This is a genomic window from Halotalea alkalilenta (assembly GCF_001648175.1).
In the GTDB taxonomy this organism is placed as follows: domain Bacteria; phylum Pseudomonadota; class Gammaproteobacteria; order Pseudomonadales; family Halomonadaceae; genus Halotalea; species Halotalea alkalilenta_A.
Window position 1 is genome coordinate 2509417 of record NZ_CP015243.1, and the last position, 20286, is coordinate 2529702.

General features: G+C 66.4%; 20 protein-coding genes. 15 read left to right on the forward strand and 5 right to left on the reverse strand.

What is annotated here, in order from left to right; translation table 11 throughout:
- The first annotated feature begins 37 nt into the window (after positions 1-37).
- The 15 genes from plsX (at position 38) to A5892_RS11255 (ending at position 15001) form a co-directional block, all read left to right on the forward strand.
- A complete protein-coding gene (plsX, locus tag A5892_RS11185; protein WP_064124454.1) occupies positions 38-1066 on the forward strand; it encodes a phosphate acyltransferase PlsX in 1029 nt (342 codons plus the stop codon).
- Between the two features lie 81 nt (positions 1067-1147).
- Positions 1148-2107 carry an ACP S-malonyltransferase gene (gene fabD / locus A5892_RS11190; RefSeq protein WP_064122870.1) on the forward strand — a complete coding sequence of 320 codons (960 nt, stop codon included), beginning with the start codon at positions 1148-1150 and terminating at the stop codon, positions 2105-2107.
- A gap of 6 nt (positions 2108-2113) precedes the next feature.
- A complete protein-coding gene (fabG, locus tag A5892_RS11195; RefSeq protein ID WP_064122871.1) occupies positions 2114-2857 on the forward strand; it encodes a 3-oxoacyl-ACP reductase FabG in 744 nt (247 codons plus the stop codon).
- Between the two features lie 97 nt (positions 2858-2954).
- Positions 2955-3188, forward strand: a complete 234-nt coding sequence (acpP, locus tag A5892_RS11200) for an acyl carrier protein (protein WP_027349658.1) — start codon at positions 2955-2957, stop codon at positions 3186-3188.
- A 408-nt stretch (positions 3189-3596) separates the two neighbouring features.
- Positions 3597-4829, forward strand: coding sequence for a beta-ketoacyl-ACP synthase II (gene fabF, locus A5892_RS11205; protein ID WP_064124455.1), 1233 nt, complete (start codon positions 3597-3599; stop codon positions 4827-4829).
- Positions 4830-4892: 63 nt separating this feature from the next.
- The gene (pabC, locus tag A5892_RS11210) at positions 4893-5675 is read left to right on the forward strand and encodes an aminodeoxychorismate lyase (protein WP_223302638.1); all 783 of its coding nucleotides are present in this window, start codon (positions 4893-4895) and stop codon (positions 5673-5675) included.
- 36 nt (positions 5676-5711) lie between these two features.
- Positions 5712-6794, forward strand: coding sequence for an endolytic transglycosylase MltG (gene mltG, locus A5892_RS11215; protein ID WP_064122873.1), 1083 nt, complete (start codon positions 5712-5714; stop codon positions 6792-6794).
- An 11-nt stretch (positions 6795-6805) separates the two neighbouring features.
- Positions 6806-7468: a dTMP kinase gene (tmk, locus tag A5892_RS11220; protein WP_064122874.1), complete on the forward strand. Its 663-nt coding sequence runs from the start codon at positions 6806-6808 to the stop codon at positions 7466-7468.
- Positions 7465-8475 carry a DNA polymerase III subunit delta' gene (holB, locus tag A5892_RS11225; protein ID WP_082890413.1) on the forward strand — a complete coding sequence of 337 codons (1011 nt, stop codon included), beginning with the start codon at positions 7465-7467 and terminating at the stop codon, positions 8473-8475. The genes tmk and holB overlap by 4 nt, the downstream gene beginning before the upstream one ends.
- Positions 8476-8512: 37 nt before the next feature.
- Positions 8513-9340: a TatD family hydrolase gene (locus A5892_RS11230; RefSeq protein WP_223302639.1), complete on the forward strand. Its 828-nt coding sequence runs from the start codon at positions 8513-8515 to the stop codon at positions 9338-9340.
- A 10-nt stretch (positions 9341-9350) separates the two neighbouring features.
- The gene (locus tag A5892_RS11235) at positions 9351-11546 is read left to right on the forward strand and encodes an ATP-dependent helicase (protein ID WP_223302640.1); all 2196 of its coding nucleotides are present in this window, start codon (positions 9351-9353) and stop codon (positions 11544-11546) included.
- A gap of 63 nt (positions 11547-11609) precedes the next feature.
- Complete coding sequence (locus tag A5892_RS11240; protein ID WP_064122875.1) at positions 11610-12443, forward strand: sulfurtransferase; 834 nt, start codon at positions 11610-11612, stop codon at positions 12441-12443.
- 265 nt (positions 12444-12708) lie between these two features.
- A complete protein-coding gene (tolQ, locus tag A5892_RS11245) occupies positions 12709-13413 on the forward strand; it encodes a protein TolQ (protein ID WP_064122876.1) in 705 nt (234 codons plus the stop codon).
- A 12-nt stretch (positions 13414-13425) separates the two neighbouring features.
- The gene (gene tolR / locus A5892_RS11250) at positions 13426-13857 is read left to right on the forward strand and encodes a protein TolR (protein ID WP_064122877.1); all 432 of its coding nucleotides are present in this window, start codon (positions 13426-13428) and stop codon (positions 13855-13857) included.
- A gap of 10 nt (positions 13858-13867) precedes the next feature.
- Complete coding sequence (locus A5892_RS11255) at positions 13868-15001, forward strand: energy transducer TonB (protein ID WP_064122878.1); 1134 nt, start codon at positions 13868-13870, stop codon at positions 14999-15001.
- 71 nt (positions 15002-15072) lie between these two features.
- Here the strand turns inward: A5892_RS11255 and A5892_RS11260 are convergent, their stop codons facing one another.
- Genes A5892_RS11260 through A5892_RS11280 form a run of 5 tightly spaced genes read right to left on the reverse strand, consistent with a single transcriptional unit; the run spans position 15073 to position 20274 of the window.
- A complete protein-coding gene (locus tag A5892_RS11260) occupies positions 15073-15849 on the reverse strand; it encodes an ABC transporter ATP-binding protein (RefSeq protein WP_064122879.1) in 777 nt (258 codons plus the stop codon).
- The gene (locus tag A5892_RS11265) at positions 15846-16679 is read right to left on the reverse strand and encodes an ABC transporter ATP-binding protein (protein WP_064122880.1); all 834 of its coding nucleotides are present in this window, start codon (positions 16677-16679) and stop codon (positions 15846-15848) included. Before A5892_RS11265 ends, A5892_RS11260 begins: the two co-directional genes overlap by 4 nt.
- A complete protein-coding gene (gene nikC / locus A5892_RS11270) occupies positions 16676-17590 on the reverse strand; it encodes a nickel transporter permease (protein WP_064122881.1) in 915 nt (304 codons plus the stop codon). The genes A5892_RS11265 and nikC overlap by 4 nt, the downstream gene beginning before the upstream one ends.
- On the reverse strand, positions 17587-18657 hold the full coding sequence (locus tag A5892_RS11275) for an ABC transporter permease (RefSeq protein ID WP_064122882.1): 1071 nt from the start codon (positions 18655-18657) through the stop codon (positions 17587-17589). Before A5892_RS11275 ends, nikC begins: the two co-directional genes overlap by 4 nt.
- Before the next feature lie 3 nt (positions 18658-18660).
- Positions 18661-20274, reverse strand: coding sequence for an ABC transporter substrate-binding protein (locus A5892_RS11280; protein WP_064122883.1), 1614 nt, complete (start codon positions 20272-20274; stop codon positions 18661-18663).
- Positions 20275-20286 lie beyond the last annotated feature (12 nt).

Here is a 20286-nt window from a genome sequence, read left to right on the forward strand (position 1 = left end):
CCGGCCGCGGCACGGCTGATTCCAGCGCTTGCGGGCGGTGCGTATCGCCATCGATGCGATGGGCGGGGACTTCGGTCCCCGCGTCATCGTCAGGGGCTGCTTCGAGGCGCTCAAGCGCGATGCTTCGCTGTCGCTTTTGCTTTTCGGTAGTCGAGCCTCTCTCGATGAAGCCTTCGATGCCTTGCCGCGCGCCATGGCGCCGCTGCGAGAGCGGATTTCGCTTCGCTACGTCGAGCGCAGCTTTTCCTCCGCGGAACTTCCCTCCCATGCCCTGCGCGGGCGCTATCTCAGTGATCACGATGCCTCAAGTCTCCATGCCTCGATTCGTGCGGTCGAGCGCGGCGAAGCCATGGGCTGCGTCAGCGCCGGGGACACCGGTGCGCTGATGGCGGTGGCGCGTCACTGCCTCGGCATGCTGGAAGGTATCGTTCGCCCGGCGATCAGTTCGGCGATCCCCACCATCGGCGAGCGGCCCTGCTACGTGCTCGATCTCGGCGCCAATGTCGATTGCCAGCCGCGCCACCTGCTGCAGTTCGCTCGCATGGGGGCCGAGATGGTCAGCGTGGTCGATGGCATCGAGCGGCCCAGGGTGGCGCTGCTCAACATCGGCTCGGAGACCCGCAAGGGTAGCCGCTTGGTGCGCGAGACCGATGCGTTGCTGCGCGCGCTCGATGCGCCGCGCTTCGACTACCAGGGCTTCGTCGAGGGAGATGGCATCTATGCGGGCAGCATCGACGTGATCGTTTGCGACGGGTTCGTCGGTAATGTGGCGCTGAAGACCAGCGAGGGGCTTGCCAAGATGCTCGGGCGCAAGCTGCAGGTGACCTTCGAGGCGAACTGGCGCACTCGACTGGTGAGCTTTCTCGCCCGTCCGGCGCTGTCGCGCTTTCGTCGTGAGATCGATCCGGTGCGCTACAATGGTGCCAGTCTGCTCGGCCTCTCCGCGACCGTGGTCAAGAGTCACGGGGGAGCCGATGCGCTCGGCTTCTCGTACGCGATCTCGAGGGCCGTGACCGAGGTCTCGGGGCGCCTGCCCGCCAGGCTCGCCGAGGGGCTGGCGAAGTGACCGCCTCATTCCAGGCTGTGATCCGAGGCGCTAATCCCTTGGGTCCAGATCATTCGATCGCATACAGATAGGTACTTCCAGATGACCGCTAACCTCGCTTTCGTCTTCCCCGGTCAGGGCTCCCAGCATCTCGGTATGCTGCGGGAGCTCGCCGAGCGCTACAGCGTGGTGCGCAGCACGTTCGAAGAAGCCTCCAGTGCCCTGGGTTTCGATCTTTGGCACACCGTTCAGGAAGGCAGCCCCGAGGCGCTCAACGCCACGGCGGTGACCCAGCCGGCCCTGCTTACCGCAAGCGTTGCGATCTGGCGGGTCTGGCAGGAGCTCGAAGGCCCCCGCCCGACGCTGATGGCGGGGCACAGTCTCGGCGAGTACAGTGCGATGGTCTGCGCCGGCACGCTTGGTTTCGCCGACGGTGTGCGTCTGGTGCGCCTGCGTGGGGAGGCGATGCAGGCGGCGGTGCCCGAAGGGGTCGGCGCGATGGCGGCGATTCTCGGTCTGGACGACGCTCAGGTAGAAGTGGCTTGCCGTGAGGCCTCGCAGGGCGATATCGTCGCGGCGGTGAACTACAACTCACCGGGGCAGGTGGTGATCGCCGGGCATCGGGCGGCTGTCGAACGTGCCATCGCGGCGTGCCAGCAGGCGGGCGCCAAGCGGGCGCTGCCGTTGCCGGTATCGGTGCCGTCTCACTGCGAACTGATGCGCCCTGCGGCGCTGCGGCTCGGTGCCGCGCTTGCCGAGCTCGAGGTCAAGCCGCCACGCTATCCGGTGATACAGAACGTGGATGCGCAGAGCCACGATGACGTGGAAGTGCTGGTGGCGCGACTGGTCGAGCAGCTCTATCGGCCGGTGCGCTGGTCCTCCTGCGTCGAGGCGCTGGTTGAGCAAGGCTCGCGGGTGTTCATCGAGTGTGGTCCCGGTAAGGTGCTGACAGGTCTCAACAAGCGCATCGACCGGCGGATCAAGGGGCTCGCGGTGAATGACCCTGAGTCCCTGACGAGCGCGCTGGAGCTTGCGCGCGAAGAGAACGAAGAGAGCGAGTGACTGGATATGGCGAGTGAAAAGAAGGTGGCGCTGGTGACCGGCGCTAGTCGTGGGATCGGGCGTGCGGTGGCCCGCCAGCTGGGGAGCCAGGGGTTCTTCGTGATCGGTACCGCGACCAGCGACGCCGGTGCCGAAAGGATCAGTGCCGATCTCGCCGAGCATGGCGTCGAGGGGCAAGGGGCAACGCTCGAAGTCAATGACGCCGCCGCGGTCACGGCGCTGGTCAGCGACATCACCGAGCGCTTCGGTGTCCCGCTAGTACTGGTCAACAACGCCGGGATCACTCGCGACAATCTGCTCATGCGGATGAGCGAGGAGCAGTGGGACGAGGTGCTGGACACCAACTTGAAGTCGGTCTACCGGCTCTCCAAGGCTTGTCTTCGCGGGATGACCCGTGCGCGCTACGGCCGTATCATCAACGTAAGTTCGGTGGTCGCGACCTTCGGCAACCTGGGGCAGGCCAACTACGCCGCGGCGAAGGCCGGGATGGAAGGGTTCAGCCGCGCGCTTGCTCGCGAAGTAGCCTCGCGCAACATTACCGTCAACTGTGTCGCTCCCGGCTTCATCGCCAGCGACATGACCGAGGTCTTGCCCGAAGCGCAGCGTGACGCGCTGCTTGGGCAGATTCCGCTCGCCCGCCTGGGCAAGCCGGAAGAAATCGCTGCCGCTGTCGGCTTTCTGGCCAGCGATGCCGCCGCTTATGTCACCGGTGAAACTCTGCACGTCAACGGTGGCATGAACATGCGTTGATCGCCCCCGGTGGCGTTGTTGCGTCACTCTGGAGCGGTCTATAAACTACCGTCAGTCTTGAACCGGCGGAATCCGTACTATTAGGAGCACAGACAACATGAGTACCATTGAAGAGCGCGTCAAGAAGGTCGTGGCCGAGCGCCTGAACGTCAAGGAAGAAGAGATTCAGAACAGCTCTTCTTTCACTGAAGACCTGGGTGCTGACTCGCTCGACACCGTTGAGCTGGTAATGGCTCTGGAAGAGGAATTCGATACTGAAATTCCCGACGAAGAAGCCGAGAAAATCACTACCGTGCAAGAAGCGATCGACTACATCAACGCTCACCAGTGAGCGTATGACGCGACGCCTCGGGTTGGCGTTCGCGTCGTGTTATCGATGACCGCCGCGCGTCTTGTACGCAGGAAAAACCGCTCCATCGGAGCGGTTTTTTCATATCCAAAGCCTCGGGCGAGATGACCTGAGCTTGCTTTGGATACCCACCCGCCGGGGCTTTGGCCGCCTGGATTGCGTGGTTGGAGTGCGAGGGGCCGAATCGGCGTTCGAACGAGGTGCATTTGACGCTATAATCTCCGCTTCGATTACGCTCTCCCCGAGGGTGTCATCGGGTAGAGAGGGCGGCGTGCAGTTGGCAGTGCCGTTCCCGCTCCCGCAGCGCGACTTGAATCGTCGCATCCAGGTCGCGGCACAATCAGAGAGCGGCGCTTGCGCCGCGTTAGAGCAAGGTTTGGAGGAGTGATGATGCCTCGCAGGAGAGTCGTAGTGACCGGACTCGGTATGCTGACCCCGGTCGGCAACACCGTCGATGAGAGCTGGTCGAACATCTTGAAGGGCAAGAGCGGCATTGGTCCGATCGAGCACTTCGATGCTTCCACTTTCAATACCCGGTTCTGTGGCTCGATCAAGGACTTCGACCCGACGCCCTATCTCAATCCGAAGGAAGCGCGCAAGGTCGATCTGTTCATCCAGTACGGGCTCGCCGCCGCTGCACAGGCGATCGCCGACTCGAGGATAGTCTGCAGCGAAGACAACGCACATCGTATCGGCGTCGCCATCGGTTCGGGGATCGGTGGCCTGCCGATGATCGAGAACAACCATACGGCGCTGATCAATGGCGGCGCGCGTCGCGTCTCGCCGTTCTTCGTCCCTGGCTCGATCATCAACATGGTGGCGGGCAACCTGGCGATCCAGTACGGCTTCACCGGGCCTAACATCGCGATCACCACCGCCTGTACCACTGGCACCCATAACATCGGCTACTCCGCACGCACCATCGCCTACGGCGACGCCGACGTGATGGTCTGCGGCGGCTCCGAGATGGCCTCCTCGCCGCTCGGCATCGGCGGCTTTTCCGCGGCCCGCGCGCTCTCCACCCGCAACGACGATCCGCAGGCCGCCAGCCGCCCGTGGGATCGCGGTCGCGATGGCTTCGTACTCTCCGATGGCGCCGGGGTGATGGTGCTCGAGGAGTACGAACATGCCGTCGCTCGCGGCGCGACCATCTATGCCGAACTCAAGGGCTTCGGCATGAGCGACGACGCCTATCACATCACCTCGCCGAACGGCACCGGTGCCGAGATGGCGATGCGCAATGCGATTCGTGATTCAGGCATAGCGCCGGAGTCGTTGCAGTACATCAACGCCCACGGCACTTCGACCATGGCCGGCGACGTCGCCGAGAGTCAGGCGGTCGAACGGGTGATGGGCGAGGCCTCCAAGCAGGTCGCGGTGAGCTCGACCAAGTCGATGATCGGCCATCTGCTCGGCGCCGCCGGCGCGGTCGAGGCGATCTTCTGCGTGCTCGCGCTGCGTGACCAGATCGCGCCGCCGACGATCAACCTCGACGAGCCCGACGAGGGCTGCAACCTCGATTACGTACCCCACGTCGCCCGCGAGATGCATATCGACCACGCGCTCTCCAACTCATTCGGCTTCGGCGGCACCAACGGCTCACTGCTGTTCGGCCGGGTGTGAGGCCTTGGGGATGAGGCAGGCATGAGCGAGCCCGGCGGGGCGAATCGAGCGAGGAGCGAAGCGATGCTGCCCTTCGACGATCGCGGGCTGGCCTATGGTGACGGCGTGTTCGAAACCGTGCTGGTGCGCGATCATCGCCCGACCCTCTGGCAGGCCCACCATGCCCGGCTGATACGCGGTTGCGAAGTGCTTGGCATGCGGGCTCCCGATCGCGATGCGCTGGAGGCCGCCTTCGCCGGCGCCCCTGGTCTCAAGGTGACCAAACTGATCGTCACCCGCGGCAGCGGCGGCCGCGGCTATTTGCCGCCGGCGCAGCCGAAGGTCAGGCTGCGCTGGCGCTCGACGGCGTTCGCCCCTGATACCGCGCGCTGGAGCGCGGGCGTCGAGGTGGGGCTCTGCCGGCTGCGCCTGTCCCGTCAGCCGGCGCTGGCCGGCATCAAGCACCTCAACCGGCTGGAGAACGTGCTTGCCCGGGCGGAGTGGCGCGAGGAGAAGATCGCCGAGGGTCTGCTCGCCGATCAGCAAGGATGGCTGACCGAGGCGACGGCGATGAACCTTTGCTGGCACGATGGACGCCGCTGGTTCACGCCGCCGCTCGAGCAGTGCGGCGTCGCGGGCACGCTACGTGCGGCGCTGCTCGAGGCAGGCCTGCTCGAGATCGCGCCGCTGCATCTCGACGAGCTGGCGCGCGCCCGGGCACTGTGCCTGATCAACTCGGTGCAGGGGCTGTGGCCGCTGCGCCGGCTGCACTTCCCCATCCAGCGGGAGCCGTTCGAACCGCCATTGGCCGATGCCCATCTCGCGCTGCAGCGCAGCGCCCATCAACTGCTCGGGTATCATCGCTGAGCGCCGCGACATCATTACGGGTCCGATATCATCGTCATGCGTTTGCTCAAATCGTTTTTTCTTCTGTTGCTGGTGCTCGCCGTCGTGCTTACCGGCGGGTACTACTACTGGCGCCACCAGCTCGATGCACCGATCACGCTGTCGCAGCCCGAAATCTACGAAGTGCGCCCGGGCGACGGTGCCCGGGCGACGCTGGCCCGGCTCGAATCCCTCGGGGTGATCGCCGAGCAGTGGCCGTTCAAGCTGCTCGGGCTGGTCGAGCCCGAGCGACTGACCGGGCTGAGGGTAGGGGAGTTCATGCTCGAGCCGGGCATGAGCGGGCGCGAACTGCTGGCCAAGCTTTCGAGCAACGATGTGGTCACCTACACCGTGACCATCCCCGAGGGGCGAACCTTTGCTCAGATGAGAGGCCTGCTCGACGCGGCGCCGAAACTCGAGCACCAGAGCGCCGGTCTCGATGACGAGGCGCTGATGGAGGCCCTGGGATACGCCGGCGAGCACCCTGAAGGGCGGTTCTTCCCCGCGACCTATCGCTATCGAAAGGGCGACAGCGACCTCGAGCTCTTCAGCCAGGCCTACCGGCTGATGAGCCGCGAACTCGAGCGCGCCTGGGCATCGCGCGTCGAAGGGCTGCCTTACGACGATCCCTATCAGGCGCTGATCATGGCATCGTTGATCGAGCAGGAGACCGGCGCACCGGAGGAGCGAAGAGAGATCGCCGGGGTCTTCGTGCGTCGACTCGAGCGCGGCATGCGCCTGCAGACCGACCCGACCGTCGTCTACGGGCTCGGCATGGCCAGCGGCCAGGGGCTTACAAGACGCGATCTGGCTGCCGATAATCCCTACAACACCTACCGTATCGACGGGCTGCCGCCGACCCCGATCGCGTTGCCAGGCCGGGCGTCGATCGAGGCGGCATTGGATCCGGCGCCCGGGGATACCTACTACTTCGTTGCGATGGGCAACGGTCGGCATCGGTTCTCCCGTACCCTCGCCGAGCACAACGCGGCGGTGCAGCGCTACATACGCGACCGCCGCGGCGCGGCGCAGGAGGGTGATGCACCGCCTTTGGGCAGCGGTGCGGGCGTGACCGAGAGCGCAGGCGAACAGACACCTTGAGGAGCAGCGCGATGAACCCGAGCGACGATAGTGCCAGGGGGCGCTTCATCACCCTCGAGGGCGGTGAGGGGGTCGGCAAGAGCACCAACGTCGATTTCGTCGTCGAGCATCTGCGCGGCCGCGGCCTGGAGGTGGTGCGCACCCGTGAACCCGGTGGTAGCCCACGCGCCGAACGTATCCGCACCCTGCTGCTCGACCCCGCGGCGGACGAACCGCTCGATCAGACCGCGGAGCTTTTGCTGATGTTCGCCGCTCGCGCCCAGCACCTGGCGATGACCATCCTCCCCGCGCTCGACCGCGGAGCTTTCGTAGTCTGCGATCGCTTCACCGATGCCACCTACGCATACCAGGGCGCCGGCCGGGGTATCGATCGGGGAGCGATCGAGATGCTCGAACGCCTGGTTCAGCGCGGCCTCGAACCCGATCTTACGCTGCTGCTCGACATGCCGGTGGAGGCCGCGCTCGCTCGGATGATCGCCCGCGGCGCCACGCTCGATCGATTCGAGACGCAGGCGCCTGCGTTCTTTTGCGCCGTGCGTGAAGGCTATCGCCACCGCTACGAGGCGGCACCGCAACGTTTCGAATTGATCGATGCCGCCCCTGCGCTGGCGCAGGTCCAGGCCGCGATCGCCGCGGCGCTCGACCGGCGCCTGGCGCAGTGGGGGACGATATGAGCGAGCGCGAGGTGGATCGACCGCTGTCCTGGCAGCGTGACGACTGGCATCGGCTGGTCGAGCTGATCGAGCGCGAGCGGCTGCCCCATGCGCTGCTGCTCGCCGGGCCCGCCGGGCTCGGCAAGGGCCACTTCGCCGAGCTGGTCATCGCGCGGCTTTTGTGCGCCGCACCGCACCAGGCGACCATGGGAGCGGTCGCCTGCGGGCGTTGCCATGGATGCTCGATGCGCCTTGCCGGTCACCACCCTGACCTGCTCACCGTGGCACCGGCCGACCAGGGGCGGCTGATCCGCATCGACACGGTACGGGGGATCAACGACTTCCTTGCCCAGACCGCGCAGCAGGGCGGCTATCGGATCGTACGCCTCAACGGCGCCGAGGCGATGACCATCGGAGCGGCCAATGCGCTGCTCAAGAGGCTCGAGGAGCCCGGCCCCCGTACCCTGTTCCTGCTGCTCTCGGATATGCCCTCGCGGGTGATGCCGACGGTGCTCAGCCGCTGCCAGCGCTGGAGCTTCACTGCGCCGAGCTTCGATGAATGCCTGCCGTGGCTGGTCGAGCGGCTGGCCGGCGAAGATGATGCGCGATTCTGGTGGCGGGTTGCCGGTGGCATGCCGCTGGCCGCCGTGGCGCAGGGAGAGAGCGAGGCGCGCAAGCTGCGTCAGCGACTCACCGAGCTCTTCGATGCGCTGGTGCGGGGCGCGGAGCCGGTGGCCGAGGCTGCGCGCCTCGACCGCCAGCAGCTCGGTACGATCCTTGGCTACGGTATCAGCTGGCTCGAAGACCTCATTCGCCTGGGGCTTTCCGGCAACGTCGAGTCGCTGCGCAATCCCGATCTGCTGTCGCTTTATCGCCAGGCGGTGAAGAACGCCCGGGTGCGCGATTGGTTCCGCCTGCTCGACTACGCGCGTGAACAGCGCCGGCTGATCGCCCAGGGCAGCAATCCCAATCCCCGGCTGGTCCTCGAGGCCTGGCTGATCCGCTGGGCGGCGCTGCTGCGCTCGTAAGCCCTGGTGCGATGTCGAATCCAACCATGAGAACGCCATGACTCGAAGCTTCACTGCGTCCGCGGCACCGATGGCCCAGCCGCACTTCGTCGACTCCCACTGTCATCTCGACCGGCTCGATCTCGCGCGCTACCAGGGTAGCCTCGACGCGGCGATCGACGCAGCCGTCGAGGCGGGCGTCGGCCGGATTCTCGCCATGGCGACCGACCTGGACGACCTGCCCGGGCTGGTCGAGATCGCCCGCAGGCATCGCTGCGTCGAGATCGCCGCCGGCGTGCATCCCCTCAAAGCACTCGAGCAGGAGCCGAGCCTCGATGAGATCCGCGCCTGTATCGAGCGCTTCGCGCCGGTCGCGGTGGGTGAGATCGGCCTGGACTTCGCCGATACCGAGGCGGCGGTGCCGTTCGAGACCCAGCGCCTGCGCTTTCGCAATCACCTGATCGCGGCCACCGAGGCGGAACTGCCGGTCAGCGTGCATACCCGCGCCGCCGGGGAAGAGACGCTGGCCTTGATCCGCGCGCACGCAAGCCCAGACGTAGGGGGCGTGCTGCACTGCTTCACCGATGATATCGGCATCGCCCGAGAGGCGATCCGGCTCGGTTTCTACGTCTCGCTTTCAGGCATCGTTACCTTCCATCGTGCGGAGAACGTCCGCGAGCTGGCGCGCCGCCTCCCGCTCGATCGGCTGCTGATCGAGACCGACAGCCCCTGGCTTGCGCCGGTGCCTCATCGCGGTAGCCCCAACGAGCCGCGTCACGTGGTCGAAGTGGCGAAGACCATTGCCGAGGTGCGCGGTATCAGTCTCGACGAGGTGAGGATGCAGACCAGCGCCAACTTCTATCAACTGTTCTCGCGTGTGCGCTGAACGCTCCATAGTGAGCCTCAGCGCCACGCGCAGGGCGCTGCTCGAGCGGCTGAGCGAAGAGCAGCGCGCGGTGGTCGCCCACCGCCAGGGACATGCGCGTGTCGCTGCGGTGGCGGGGGCCGGCAAGACCTCGACCCTGGCCGCCAGGGTCATGGCGCTGCTCGACGATGGTGCCGACCCCGAGCGGATGCTGGTATTGATGTTCAACCGTGCGGCCCGCGACGAGTTCGCCACCCGTCTCCAGAGCCTCGCCGCACCGGGACAGCGGCTGCCCCGGGTGCGCACTTTCCACTCGATCGGGCATCGCCTTTGCGGCTCGCTGACCCGCTGGGGGGTGCTGCCGGCACGGCGGTTGATCGAAGCGGAGTGGCAGCGCGAGCGGCTCGCCCGCCAAGCGATGGTACGTACCCTCGAGGAGTATCCCGAGCTCGGCGAGGAGGCGCTCGAACCCGAGCGGCTCGAGGCGTTCGGTCATTTCTGCGAGCGGGTCAAGGGCGAGCTGGTAGCGCCGGAGCAGATGGTCGAGAGCGACGACTTCGGGGCCGAGACGCGCCATTTCCCCACCGCCTATCGAATGCATGAGTCACTGCTCGAGGCGCAGGGGCTGATGACCTACGCCGATCTGCTGCATCACCCGCTGCGGGCGCTAGCGCGCGATCCATCGCTGCGCTTGCGGATCCAGGGCTTCCTCGACCATGTGATCGTCGATGAATACCAGGACATCAACGAGGCGCAGCTGCGCCTGCTGGCGCTGCTCGCCGCCCCCCATGGCGAGGTGATGGCGGTGGGCGATGCCAACCAGTGCATCTACGAATGGCGCGGTGCCAGGGTCGATGCGATGCTCGAGCGCTTCGACCGCTGCTTCGGCAAACCGACCGACTATCCGCTCTCCTACACCTTTCGCCACGGCCACGCGCTGGCGCTGCTCGCCAACCATGCGATCGCCGCCAATCGCCGCCGGCCCGACCAACTCACGCTTGCCGCACCGGGCACGCCGCAGACGACGATCGAGGCCCGAAGCGGGGCGAGGGCGCTGATCGAGACGCTCGAAGCGTGGCGCGACCTGGGTCGTCCGCTCGACCAGGCGGCGGTGCTGGTGCGCAGCTGGACGCTGAGCGTGCCGGTGCAGCTGCGGCTGCTGCGTGCGGGCATTCCCTTCCAGCTCGGCCGTGAGGATCGCTTCGTCTTCCGCCTGCCGCTGGTCCGTGCGCTCGCCGGCTACCTCGAGCTTGCGCTGCAGCCGCGGCTTCTCGCCGATCCTGCGCATCTGATGTTGCTGTTCTCCCAGCCGGCCACCTTCGTCGCTCGAGAGCGCCTCGAGCGGATCTGCCATCGACTGGCCGAGTCGCAGCGATGGCTGGCCCGCGAGGATGCGCTGCTGGAGGGGCTCAAACCGATCCAGCGGCGCAACCTGAAAAAGCGCTGGTCGCTTTTGTGCGAACTGCCGCGGCTGGCCCAGTGGTCGCCAGCCCGGCTGCTCGCCAAGGTGATCGAAACCCTCGACGCGGAGAAGCTGCTGCGTCGCGCCGCCGCGCGCAGGGAGAAAGGCGAGGAGGACGTGCGCCTGCTCGACGTGCTGCTCGAACAGGCCGGAGAGCTCGCCGACGATACCGCCGCCTTCGTCGCGCTGTTGAAGAATCCGGTGGAGGCGCGTACCGACGGCGTGGTGATCTCGACCATCCACGGTGCCAAGGGGCTCGAGTGGCCGCTGGTCGCGGTGTGGGGGCTCAATGAGGAGGATTGCCCGCTCTATGGGCGTGAAATGCCGTTGAGTCCATCGGGGCTGGAAGAGGAGCGCCGGCTGTTCTACGTCGCGGTCACCAGGGCCCAGGAGCGCTTGGCGCTGTTCAACGACGGCGGTGAGCGTCGCCCGAGCCGGTTCCTCGCCGAGAGCGGCTGGGAGGCCTGCGCTGCGGTCGCCGAGGCGATGGCGGCGGGGGCGGACACTCCGGTCGCGGTGGCTGACCCTGCGCTGGTGGAACGCTATCTCTGTGCTTTCGGTCATACGCTGCCGCTGCGCCAGGGCGATCGCCCGTCGCTGCCGGCAGGCTGGCGACCCGGTGATTGGATCGAGCACGCCACCTTCGGACGCGGCGAGATAGAGCTGGTCGAAGGGGAGGGTGAGCGCTGCATTCTGGAGGTACGCTTCTCGACCGCCGGCAAGCGGCGCCTGCTCGCCGCCCGCGCGCCGATCGAGCCTGGCTGAGCCTTGGCGAGAGGGCGTGGCGAGCGCATTATCGGGAATGATGGCAAACCAAGAGGAGCTTCCATGCATTCACCGCTGGTCGATGTCGCCACCCTCGAGGCCTGGCTCAACGAGTCCCCGCCGCCGCTGCTGTTCGACTGCCGGGCGAGGCTCAACGACACCGGCTCCGGGCGCGCCGCTTGGCTCGAGGCCCGCCTGCCCGGTGCTGATCACCTCGATCTCGACCGTGACCTATCGGCACCGATGCGCGAGGACGGCGCCGGTGGGCGTCATCCGCTGCCGAGCGCTGAACGCTTCGCCGAGACGCTTCGCGCTCACGTCGTGGAGCCGGGCCGAAGAGTCGTCGTCTACGACGACACTGGAGGCCAGATCGCTGCCGCTCGGGCATGGTGGATGCTGCGCTGGGCCGGGCATCGTAACGTTCATCTGCTCGATGGCGGTTGGCAGGCCTGGTGCCAGGCGGGCCTGCCCGTCGATCATGGCGAGCCCGATGCGGCGGCGGCGGCCAGCCAGTGGCAGCCGTCCTTCGATGACTCGATGATCGCCAGCGCCGATGAGGTCGCCAGCGGTGAAGCGGTGCTGCTGGATGCCCGGGCGCTCGAGCGCTTTCGCGGCGAGGTCGAACCGCTCGACCCGATCGCTGGGCACATTCCCCGCGCACGCAGCCTGCCGAGCAGCGCGACGCTGGACGCGGCGGGGCGCTGGCGAGACGCCGCTGCGCTGCGCGCACTGCTGCCCGAAGGCGAAGATGTGATCGGCTACTGCGGCTCGGGGGTGAGCGCCTGCCAGCTGATTCTTGCCCACGCGATCGCCGGGTTGCCGTTGCCCAGGCTATATCCAGGCTCTTGGAGCGAGTGGAGCCGCACTCCCGGCCGCCCGGTGGCGACCGGGGACTGAGCGGCCCGGCCGCATCGCGTCGATTCTTCGGTGCTTTTGGCTCGCACCGCTCGAACGGTGGGCGGGCATCCGGCCCGGCACTTGGTCTCGAGAGTGGCCGTGCTACACTGTTGCGCGGCGTCGCTCGGCGCCGGTGCCTGGCTGCGTCCGCCGTGGGAACTCTCCCTTCGACGCGCTAGGATTACCTCTCTGGGTCGTTTGATAATTGTTAGCATTTAGATTATCTTGCGCCCGTTACGTCGAACGTACATTACAGAGATTGACCATGAATGAAACGGTACCGGTAGAGCACTCGATGTCGATCATCTCGCTGATCATGCAGGCCAGCGGGGTGGTGCAAGTGGTGATGGCGATCCTGACCCTGTTCTCGATCGTCTCCTGGGTGCTGATCTTCCGTCGCGGCGCTGCCATTCGTCGCGCCCATCGCGAGTTCGAGTCGTTCGAAACGCGTTTCTGGTCCGGGGTCGATCTCAACGAGCTCTACCGTGAAGTGCCGGAGCAGCCCGAGGGTGCGGCGCATCTGTTCCGCGCAGGGTTTCGTGAGTTCAACCGGCTGCTGCCGAAATCCCGTGACGACGCATCGGTGCTCGCCGGGGTCGAACGCTCGATGCGCGTGGCGCTCTCGCGCGAAGAGGCGCGTCTCGGTCAGCACCTGCCGATTCTCGCGTCGATCTCCTCCTCCAGCCCGTACATCGGCCTGTTCGGTACCGTCTGGGGGATCATGGGGTCGTTCCAGTCGCTCTCCTACGCCCAGCAGGCGACGCTCGCAACCGTCGCTCCCTGGATCGCCGAGGCGCTGGTAGCGACCGCGATGGGGCTGTTCGCGGCGATTCCCGCGGTCATCGCATACAACCGCTTCACCTCGACCTCCGAGCGTCTGCTTGGCCGCTACGAGGATTTCGCCGAGGAGTTCTATTCGATCCTCTATCGCAATCTGCACAGCGGTCGAGTGCGCAAAGAAGCCGCCTGAGGAGTAGCCGCCATGTATGGACCCTTCAGCCGGCGCGGCAAGCGCAAGCTTTCCAGCGAGATCAACGTCGTTCCATTCATCGACGTCATGCTGGTGCTGCTGGTGATCTTCATGATTACCGCGCCAATGATGAACCAGGGTGTGGAAGTCGAGCTGCCGCAGGCCAGCGCCGAGCCGATCGACAGCGATACGCCGCCGCTGATCGTCTCGGTCGACAGCAACGGCGAGTACTACATGAGCCGTGACGGGGACAACACTCCGGTATCCCTGGAGAGCCTCGGTGCCCAGGTGCAGAGCGTGCTCGCCGAACAGCCTCAGACACCCGTGATGGTGCGTGGTGATCGCAACGTCTCCTATGGCCAGGTCATCACCCTGATGGCGACCCTCCAGAGCGCCGGAGTTCCCAACGTAGGATTGGTCTCCGAGCCAGGCTCTGGCAACTAAAGGCACGAGAATGTCCCGTTACCAGCAACCAGCCCTGAGCGGCGGTCTCTTCTTCGGCCAGTTCGACGACGCAGAGCGCGCTCAGCCGCGCTTGTTGCTCGCTCCTCTTGGCGCGGAAGTCCCCTCCGGCATGGTGATCGACACTCGGCTGCCGGATTCGGGGGTACTGGTGAGCGGCATCAGTCCGGCAGTCGATCGTAGCGAGGAAATTTCGCTCGATTGGGTGCCGGGCGCGAGCGCTGGTGATATCGCAGAGCACCGCGGCGGTGCCAATGGGTGGGGCGCGCCTGCGATCGCCGGAGCGCTGCTGGTTCATGCAAGCGTCGTCGCACTGATGCTCTGGCAAGGCGCGGCGGAGAACCAGATCGTGGTCGAGCCGCCGAGCGGTGGCGTGATCCATGCCACGATGGTGGAGGATCCCGCAATCGCCGAGGCCGAAGCGCAGGCCGAGGCCCAGGCCCAGGCGGAAGCTCAAGCTCAAGCCCAGGCGGAAGCTCAAGCCCAAGCGGAAGCTCAAGCCCAAGCGGAAGCTCAAGCCCAAGCGGAAGCCCAAGCTCAGGCGGAAGCTCAAGCCCAGGCAGAAGCCCAAGCCCAGGCAGAAGCCCAAGCCCAGGCGGAAGCTCAAGCCCTGGCGGAAGCGCAGGCAAGAGCCCAAGCGCAGGAACAGGCTCGCCAGCAAGCGCAAGCCAGGGCGCAGGAGCAGGCTCGCGCGGCTGAAGCTCAGCGGCAGGCTCAGCAGGCGGAAGCCGCGGCCCGGGCAGAGGCTGAAGCCGCCGCTCGGGCGCAAGCCGAGGCCGCCGCAAGGGCCCAGGCCGAGGCGGCCGCTCGCGCCGAGGCGAACCGCGCCGCTGCGGCCCAGGGCAATACGCCTGAGAGACTGGCGTCGCCACCGGCTGCGACCAATCGGGTCGAGCCCAACTATCCCCGGCTCGCGCTTTCGCGTGGGTTGCAAGGGCGCGTGGTGGTGCGTTTCACTATTCGCCAGGATGGCAGCGTCGATCCCGGTTCGATCAGCGTGGTGAGTTCGAGCAGCTCGCTGTTCGAGCAGGCGGCGCTGGAGGCGATCGCCAAGTGGCGTTTCCAGCCGCGGCCGCGCCCCGGCATCGTCGAGCAGCCTATCGAGTTCCGACTGCAGGGACGTTGAGCCGCAGGCAGGCGCTCTCGATCGTTCGCTTGGTATCTTCGACTACCCCGGCCCATGGCCGGGGTAGTCGTTCATGGGCGGGTGGCGGCAGTGTGGGCGGGGGTTTCGCGCACGAAGCCTTGGCTCGCGATCAGCAGTCGCCGGGTGTAGTCGCTTTCGGCATTGCCCTGGCGCAGCGCCTGGACATCGAGTTTTTCCACTTCCCGGCCGTCCCGCATCACGCTGAGCCGCTCGCAGAGGTGGGCGACCACGGCGAGATCGTGGCTGACCATCAGGTAGGTGAGGCCGCGTTCCGCGCGCAGGCGTTCGAGCAGGTTGAGCACCTCGGCCTGCACCGAGGCATCCAGCGCAGAGGTAGGCTCGTCGAGCAGTAGTATGCTGGGTTCCAGAATCAGCGCTCGGGCGATCGCCACGCGCTGGCGCTGGCCGCCGGAGAGCTGGTGGGGATAGCGATATCGGAATGCCTCACCCAGCCCGACGTCCGCGAGCACGCTGGCGACGCGCTGGTCCTGGTCGCCGACACGATGGATCTGGAGCGGCTCGGAGAGCAGGCGATCGACGGTATGGTGAGGATGCAGCGACGCGTAGGGATCCTGGAAAACCATCTGCAGCCGCCGGCGCTGTGCACGCACCCGGCGTGCTGAGAGGCGTTCGCCCTGGATCTCGATGTGGCCGGAGGCGATCGGCGCGAGGCCGACGATGGCGCGCAAGAGCGTCGACTTGCCCGAGCCCGATTCTCCCACCAGCCCGTAAGCGCTGCCCGCTTCGACCTCCAAAGAGACGTCTTCGAGCGCGGTGAAGTCGCCATAGCGAACGCTGAGCCGGTCGATTGTGATCATCTTGCTCATTGCAGCCACTCCGCGCGTCGCTCGAGGGTCGGCAGCGGATGCCGTGGCCGGTCCAGCTGTGGCACGCAGTCGAGCAGGCCCAGGGTGTAAGGGTGGCGAGCCTGATCCAGTCTGGCCGAGTCGAGGGTCTCCACCACCTGGCCTGCGTACATCACCAGCACCCGGTCGCAAAAGGAGGCGACCAGGCGCAGGTCGTGGGAAATCAGCACCAGTCCCATGCCGCGCTGGGTGACCAGGTCATCGATCACCCTGAGTACGTCGAGCTGCACGGTAACGTCCAGCGCGGAAGTGGGTTCGTCTGCGATCAGGAGCTCGGGCTGGTTGACCAGCATCATGGCGATCATCGCCCGCTGGCCCATGCCGCCGGAGACCTCGTGGGGATAGAGGTCGAAGACTCGCTGGGGATCGCGAATGCTTACCGCCTCGAGCATCCCGAGCGCTCTGCGCCTGGCCTCGGCGCGGGAGATCCTGCGCTGGGCGTGCAGTGCCTCGACGATCTGCTGGCCGATCCGAGCGACCGGGTTGAGCGAATACTTGGGGTCCTGCATCACCATTGCCATGCGCGCACCGCGCAATTTGCGCCGATCCGATGCCGCTGCCTGGAGCAGGTCGATGCCGTCGAAGCGTAGCTTCGTCGCCTCGATTCTCGCCTGCGGCGGCGTCAGTCCCATGATCGCCCGGCTGGTCTGGGATTTACCCGAGCCTGACTCGCCGACGATGCCCAGACGCTCACGGCCGAGGGTGAAGGAGACGTCGCGCACGGCGGTGATCAGGCCGCGGCGGCTGGGATAGTGGATCGACAGGTTTTCGACCTCGAGCAGCGGTGTCATTCGCGCTCCCCCCTGGGATCCAGCGCGTCGCGCAGGCCGTCGCCGAGCAGGTTGAAGCCGAGGCTCACGATCAGGATCGCGACGCCGGGGGCTGCGGCCACCCACCATTGATCGAGGATGAAGCGGCGCCCCGAGGCGATCATCGCGCCCCATTCGGCCATTGGCGGCTGTGCGCCGAGGCCGAGGAAGCCGAGCCCCGCAGCGGTGAGGATGATGCCTGCCATGTCGAGGGTCACCCGCACGATCAGCGAGGCGAGGCACAGCGGCATCACGTGGCGCAGCACGATGCGCAGCGGCGAGGCGCCCATCAGCCGGACCGCGGCGACATAGTCGCAGTCGCGCACGCTCAGCGTCTCGGCACGGGCGATACGCGCATAGGGTGGCCAGGAGGTGATCGCGATGGCGATCACCGCATTCTGGATACCAGGACCCAGCGCGGCGACGAAGGCCAGCGCCAGGATCAGTTTGGGAAAGGCGAGGAAGATATCGGTGATCCGCATCAGCACCGCATCCACCCAGCCGCCCGCGTAGCCCGCGACGGTGCCGACCAGCAGGCCGACCGGGGCGGCGAGGATCATCACCAGCGATACCACCATCAGCGTTGGACGCGCGCCGTGAATCAGCCGCGAGAGGATGTCTCTGCCTTGGTCGTCGGTACCGAGCCAGTGCGCGGCACTCGGTGGCAGCAGCCGTTGGCCGAGGCCGCCGGTGGTGGGCGAGTAGGGTGCGATCAAATCGGCGAACAGGGCGATCGCGATCAAAGCGAGAATGATCGAAAGCCCCACCAGTGCCAGCCGGTTGGAGGCGAAACTCAGCCATAGCGCTTTATAGCGGTGAAGCCTGGCCTGGCCTCTCGAGCGAGGTACTTGGGCCGTTGCATTCGCCAAGGCGGGCGTCGCGTGTTCGTTCATCGGCGTCGAGTCCTTGGATCCAGGGTGCGGTAGAGCAGGTCGGAGAACAGGTTGAGGCCGATGAAGATCGCGCCGATCACCACCGTTCCGCCGAGCACCGCGTTCATGTCGGCGTTCGCCAGTGCGTTGGTGATGTAGAGTCCGAGTCCCGGCCAGGAGAATACCGTCTCGGTGAGCACCGAACCTTCCAGCAGCCCGGCATAGGAAAGCGCGATCACCGTGACCAGCGGCACGGCGGCGTTGCGCAGCGCATGGCGCCAGATGATCGTTCGCTCCGGGAGACCCTTGGCGCGAGCGGCGACGATGTACTCCTGGGACAGCTCGTGAAGCATGAAGCTGCGTGTCATCCGGCTGATGTACGCGAGCGAGAAGTAGCCGAGCAGCGCCGACGGCAGTGCCAGGTGCGAGACGATGTTGGCGAAAGCGCTCCAATCGCCGCGCAGCAGCGCGTCGAGCGAGTAGATCCCGGTCAGGGGTGTGAAGGTGTACTCGAACACCACATCGATCCTGCCGGGCCCCGAGACCCAACCGAGCTTGGCATAGAACAGCAGCAGCGCGAGCAGGCCGAGCCAGAAGATCGGGATCGAGTAGCCGAGCAGGCCGACGACGCGCACCAGCTGGTCGATCAGGCCACCTCTTCGTACCGCCGCCAGTACGCCCAGCGGTACGCCGAACAGTACGCCGATCAGCGTGCCGTAGGTGGCGAGCTCGAGTGTCGCCGGGAACACGCGGAAGATATCGTCGAGCACCGGCCGGCTGGTCAGCACCGACTGGCCCAGCTCACCCTGCGCCACCCGGGCGACGTAAATGCCGAACTGCTCGATCAGCGGGCGGTCGAGCCCCATTTCGATCCGGGTCCGCTCGACGACTTGGGCCGAGGCGCGATCGCCCACTACCGCCAGCACCGGATCGACCGGAATGACCCGGCCAATGAAGAAGGTCATCGCCAGCAGCCCGAGCAGCGTGGTGGCGAGCATCACGACGAAGCGCACCAGCGCGAAGAGCCGGCCGCGCGCGCGCCGCGGTCGGCTCAGCGCTGGCTGGAGCACTGCGTTCGGCCCAGCCATGCGCTACTCCTTGCTGACGTTGTAGACGTAGTTGGTGTCGAACGATGGCCCAAGGCGATAGCCCTGCACGCCGTTGGCGACCGCGGCGACTTCGGTCTGCTGGAACAGGAACACATAGGGACCCTGCTCACGAACCTTGCGCTGGAGGTCGTCGTAGAGCGCGATGCGTGCATCGGTATCGGATTCGAGCACCGCGGCGCGGGATTCCTGGGTCAGCTCGGGGATGTCCCAGGAATTGCGCCAGGCCAAGGTGGAGACCCCGGAATCATCGGCGTTGTCCGGGTTGCTGGCGAAGGTGTCGGCATTGGTGTGCGGATCCCAGTAGTCGACGCCCCATTGGCCGATGTACATGTCGTGGCTGCGCGCGCGGTACTTGGTCAGCGTCTGCGCGCCGTCGCCGGGGATGATCTCGAGTCGCACGCCCGCCTCGGCCATGGTCTGCTGCACCGACTCGGCGATACCGGTGACCGGCTGGGTGTTGCGCACATCCATGGTGATCGAGAAGCCGTCGCCGAGCCCGGCTTCGGCGAGCAGCGACCTGGCCTTGTCGACGTCGAGATGGTAAGGCGACTCTTCGCTTGCGCCGAGCATGCCCTTGGGCAGGAAGTTCTGGTGGATCTCGCCGATGCCCTTGATCAGTGAGGCCTGGATGCCGTCGTAGTCGACCAGGTACTTGAACGCCTCGCGGACCTCGGGCTTGGCCAACTCCGGGTGCTTCTGGTTGAGGCTGAAGTAGTAGATGGTGCCCTTGGGTGCGCTGATCACCCGCACCGTATCGAGGTTGGCGATCTGATCGAGGTCGTTGGGCTGCAGGTTGCGGGCGACGTCGATGTCGCCGGACTGCAGCATCAGCCGTTGGGTCGCGCTCTCTCGCACGTTGCGATAGATCACCCGGGTGAGCTTGGCCTGTTCGCCGTGATAGCGCTCGTTGCGTTCGAGCACCAGGATCTCGTTGGGCCGCCAGTCACGGATGGTCATCGGTCCTGAGCCGGCATAGTGGGTGCGCAGCCAGCCGTTGCCGAAATCTCCGTCACGCGCTTCGGCTTCGACCAGCTGGCGGTCGACCACCGCGGCGACGTTGGCGGTCAGGCAGTTGAGCACGAAGCTCGGCGCATAGGCTTGGTCGGTTTCGAACACGAAGGTGCGCGCGTCGGTGGCGCGTGCGCGTGATTCCACGTTCTCCGGGGTCAGGCCGAACTGGGTGAGGATGAATGCCGGGCTCTTGTCGAGCTTCACCGCGCGCTGGATCGACCAGGCGACGTCGTCGGCGGTGATCGGATTGCCCGAGGCGAAGGTCATGCCGTCGCGCAGGGTGAAGGTGAAGGTGCGGCCATCTTCGGAGACTTTCCACTCCTCGGCGAGGTCGTTGACCAGCTGCGAGGGATCGTCGATATCGAGGCGTACCAGTCGGTCGTAGCTGTTGCCGAGCATTTCACCGGCGCTGATTTCGAACGCCTCCGCGGGGTCCAGCCCGATGATATCGTCGATCGCCCAGGCTTGAACCAGCGTATCGGGCGGTGTCGCAGCCAAGGCGCGCCCGGCGAAGGGCATGCTGAGCGTGGCGGCGATGACGAGGCAGGCTTGGATCCGGCGCAGTTGTCCCCAGTCGATGGTCATTACGATGATCCT

Coding starts and splice junctions, on each gene's coding strand:
- fabD (WP_064122870.1), top strand. CDS start 1,148: ATGACCGCTAACCTCGCTTTCGTCTTCCCCGGTCAGGGCTCCCAGCAT.
- fabG (WP_064122871.1), top strand. CDS start 2,114: ATGGCGAGTGAAAAGAAGGTGGCGCTGGTGACCGGCGCTAGTCGTGGG.
- acpP (WP_027349658.1), top strand. CDS start 2,955: ATGAGTACCATTGAAGAGCGCGTCAAGAAGGTCGTGGCCGAGCGCCTG.
- fabF (WP_064124455.1), top strand. CDS start 3,597: ATGCCTCGCAGGAGAGTCGTAGTGACCGGACTCGGTATGCTGACCCCG.
- pabC (WP_223302638.1), top strand. CDS start 4,893: ATGCTGCCCTTCGACGATCGCGGGCTGGCCTATGGTGACGGCGTGTTC.
- mltG (WP_064122873.1), top strand. CDS start 5,712: ATGCGTTTGCTCAAATCGTTTTTTCTTCTGTTGCTGGTGCTCGCCGTC.
- tmk (WP_064122874.1), top strand. CDS start 6,806: ATGAACCCGAGCGACGATAGTGCCAGGGGGCGCTTCATCACCCTCGAG.
- holB (WP_082890413.1), top strand. CDS start 7,465: ATGAGCGAGCGCGAGGTGGATCGACCGCTGTCCTGGCAGCGTGACGAC.
- A5892_RS11230 (WP_223302639.1), top strand. CDS start 8,513: ATGACTCGAAGCTTCACTGCGTCCGCGGCACCGATGGCCCAGCCGCAC.
- A5892_RS11240 (WP_064122875.1), top strand. CDS start 11,610: ATGCATTCACCGCTGGTCGATGTCGCCACCCTCGAGGCCTGGCTCAAC.
- tolQ (WP_064122876.1), top strand. CDS start 12,709: ATGAATGAAACGGTACCGGTAGAGCACTCGATGTCGATCATCTCGCTG.
- tolR (WP_064122877.1), top strand. CDS start 13,426: ATGTATGGACCCTTCAGCCGGCGCGGCAAGCGCAAGCTTTCCAGCGAG.
- A5892_RS11255 (WP_064122878.1), top strand. CDS start 13,868: ATGTCCCGTTACCAGCAACCAGCCCTGAGCGGCGGTCTCTTCTTCGGC.
- A5892_RS11260 (WP_064122879.1), bottom strand. CDS start 15,849: ATGAGCAAGATGATCACAATCGACCGGCTCAGCGTTCGCTATGGCGAC.
- A5892_RS11265 (WP_064122880.1), bottom strand. CDS start 16,679: ATGACACCGCTGCTCGAGGTCGAAAACCTGTCGATCCACTATCCCAGC.
- nikC (WP_064122881.1), bottom strand. CDS start 17,590: ATGAACGAACACGCGACGCCCGCCTTGGCGAATGCAACGGCCCAAGTA.
- A5892_RS11275 (WP_064122882.1), bottom strand. CDS start 18,657: ATGGCTGGGCCGAACGCAGTGCTCCAGCCAGCGCTGAGCCGACCGCGG.
- A5892_RS11280 (WP_064122883.1), bottom strand. CDS start 20,274: ATGACCATCGACTGGGGACAACTGCGCCGGATCCAAGCCTGCCTCGTC.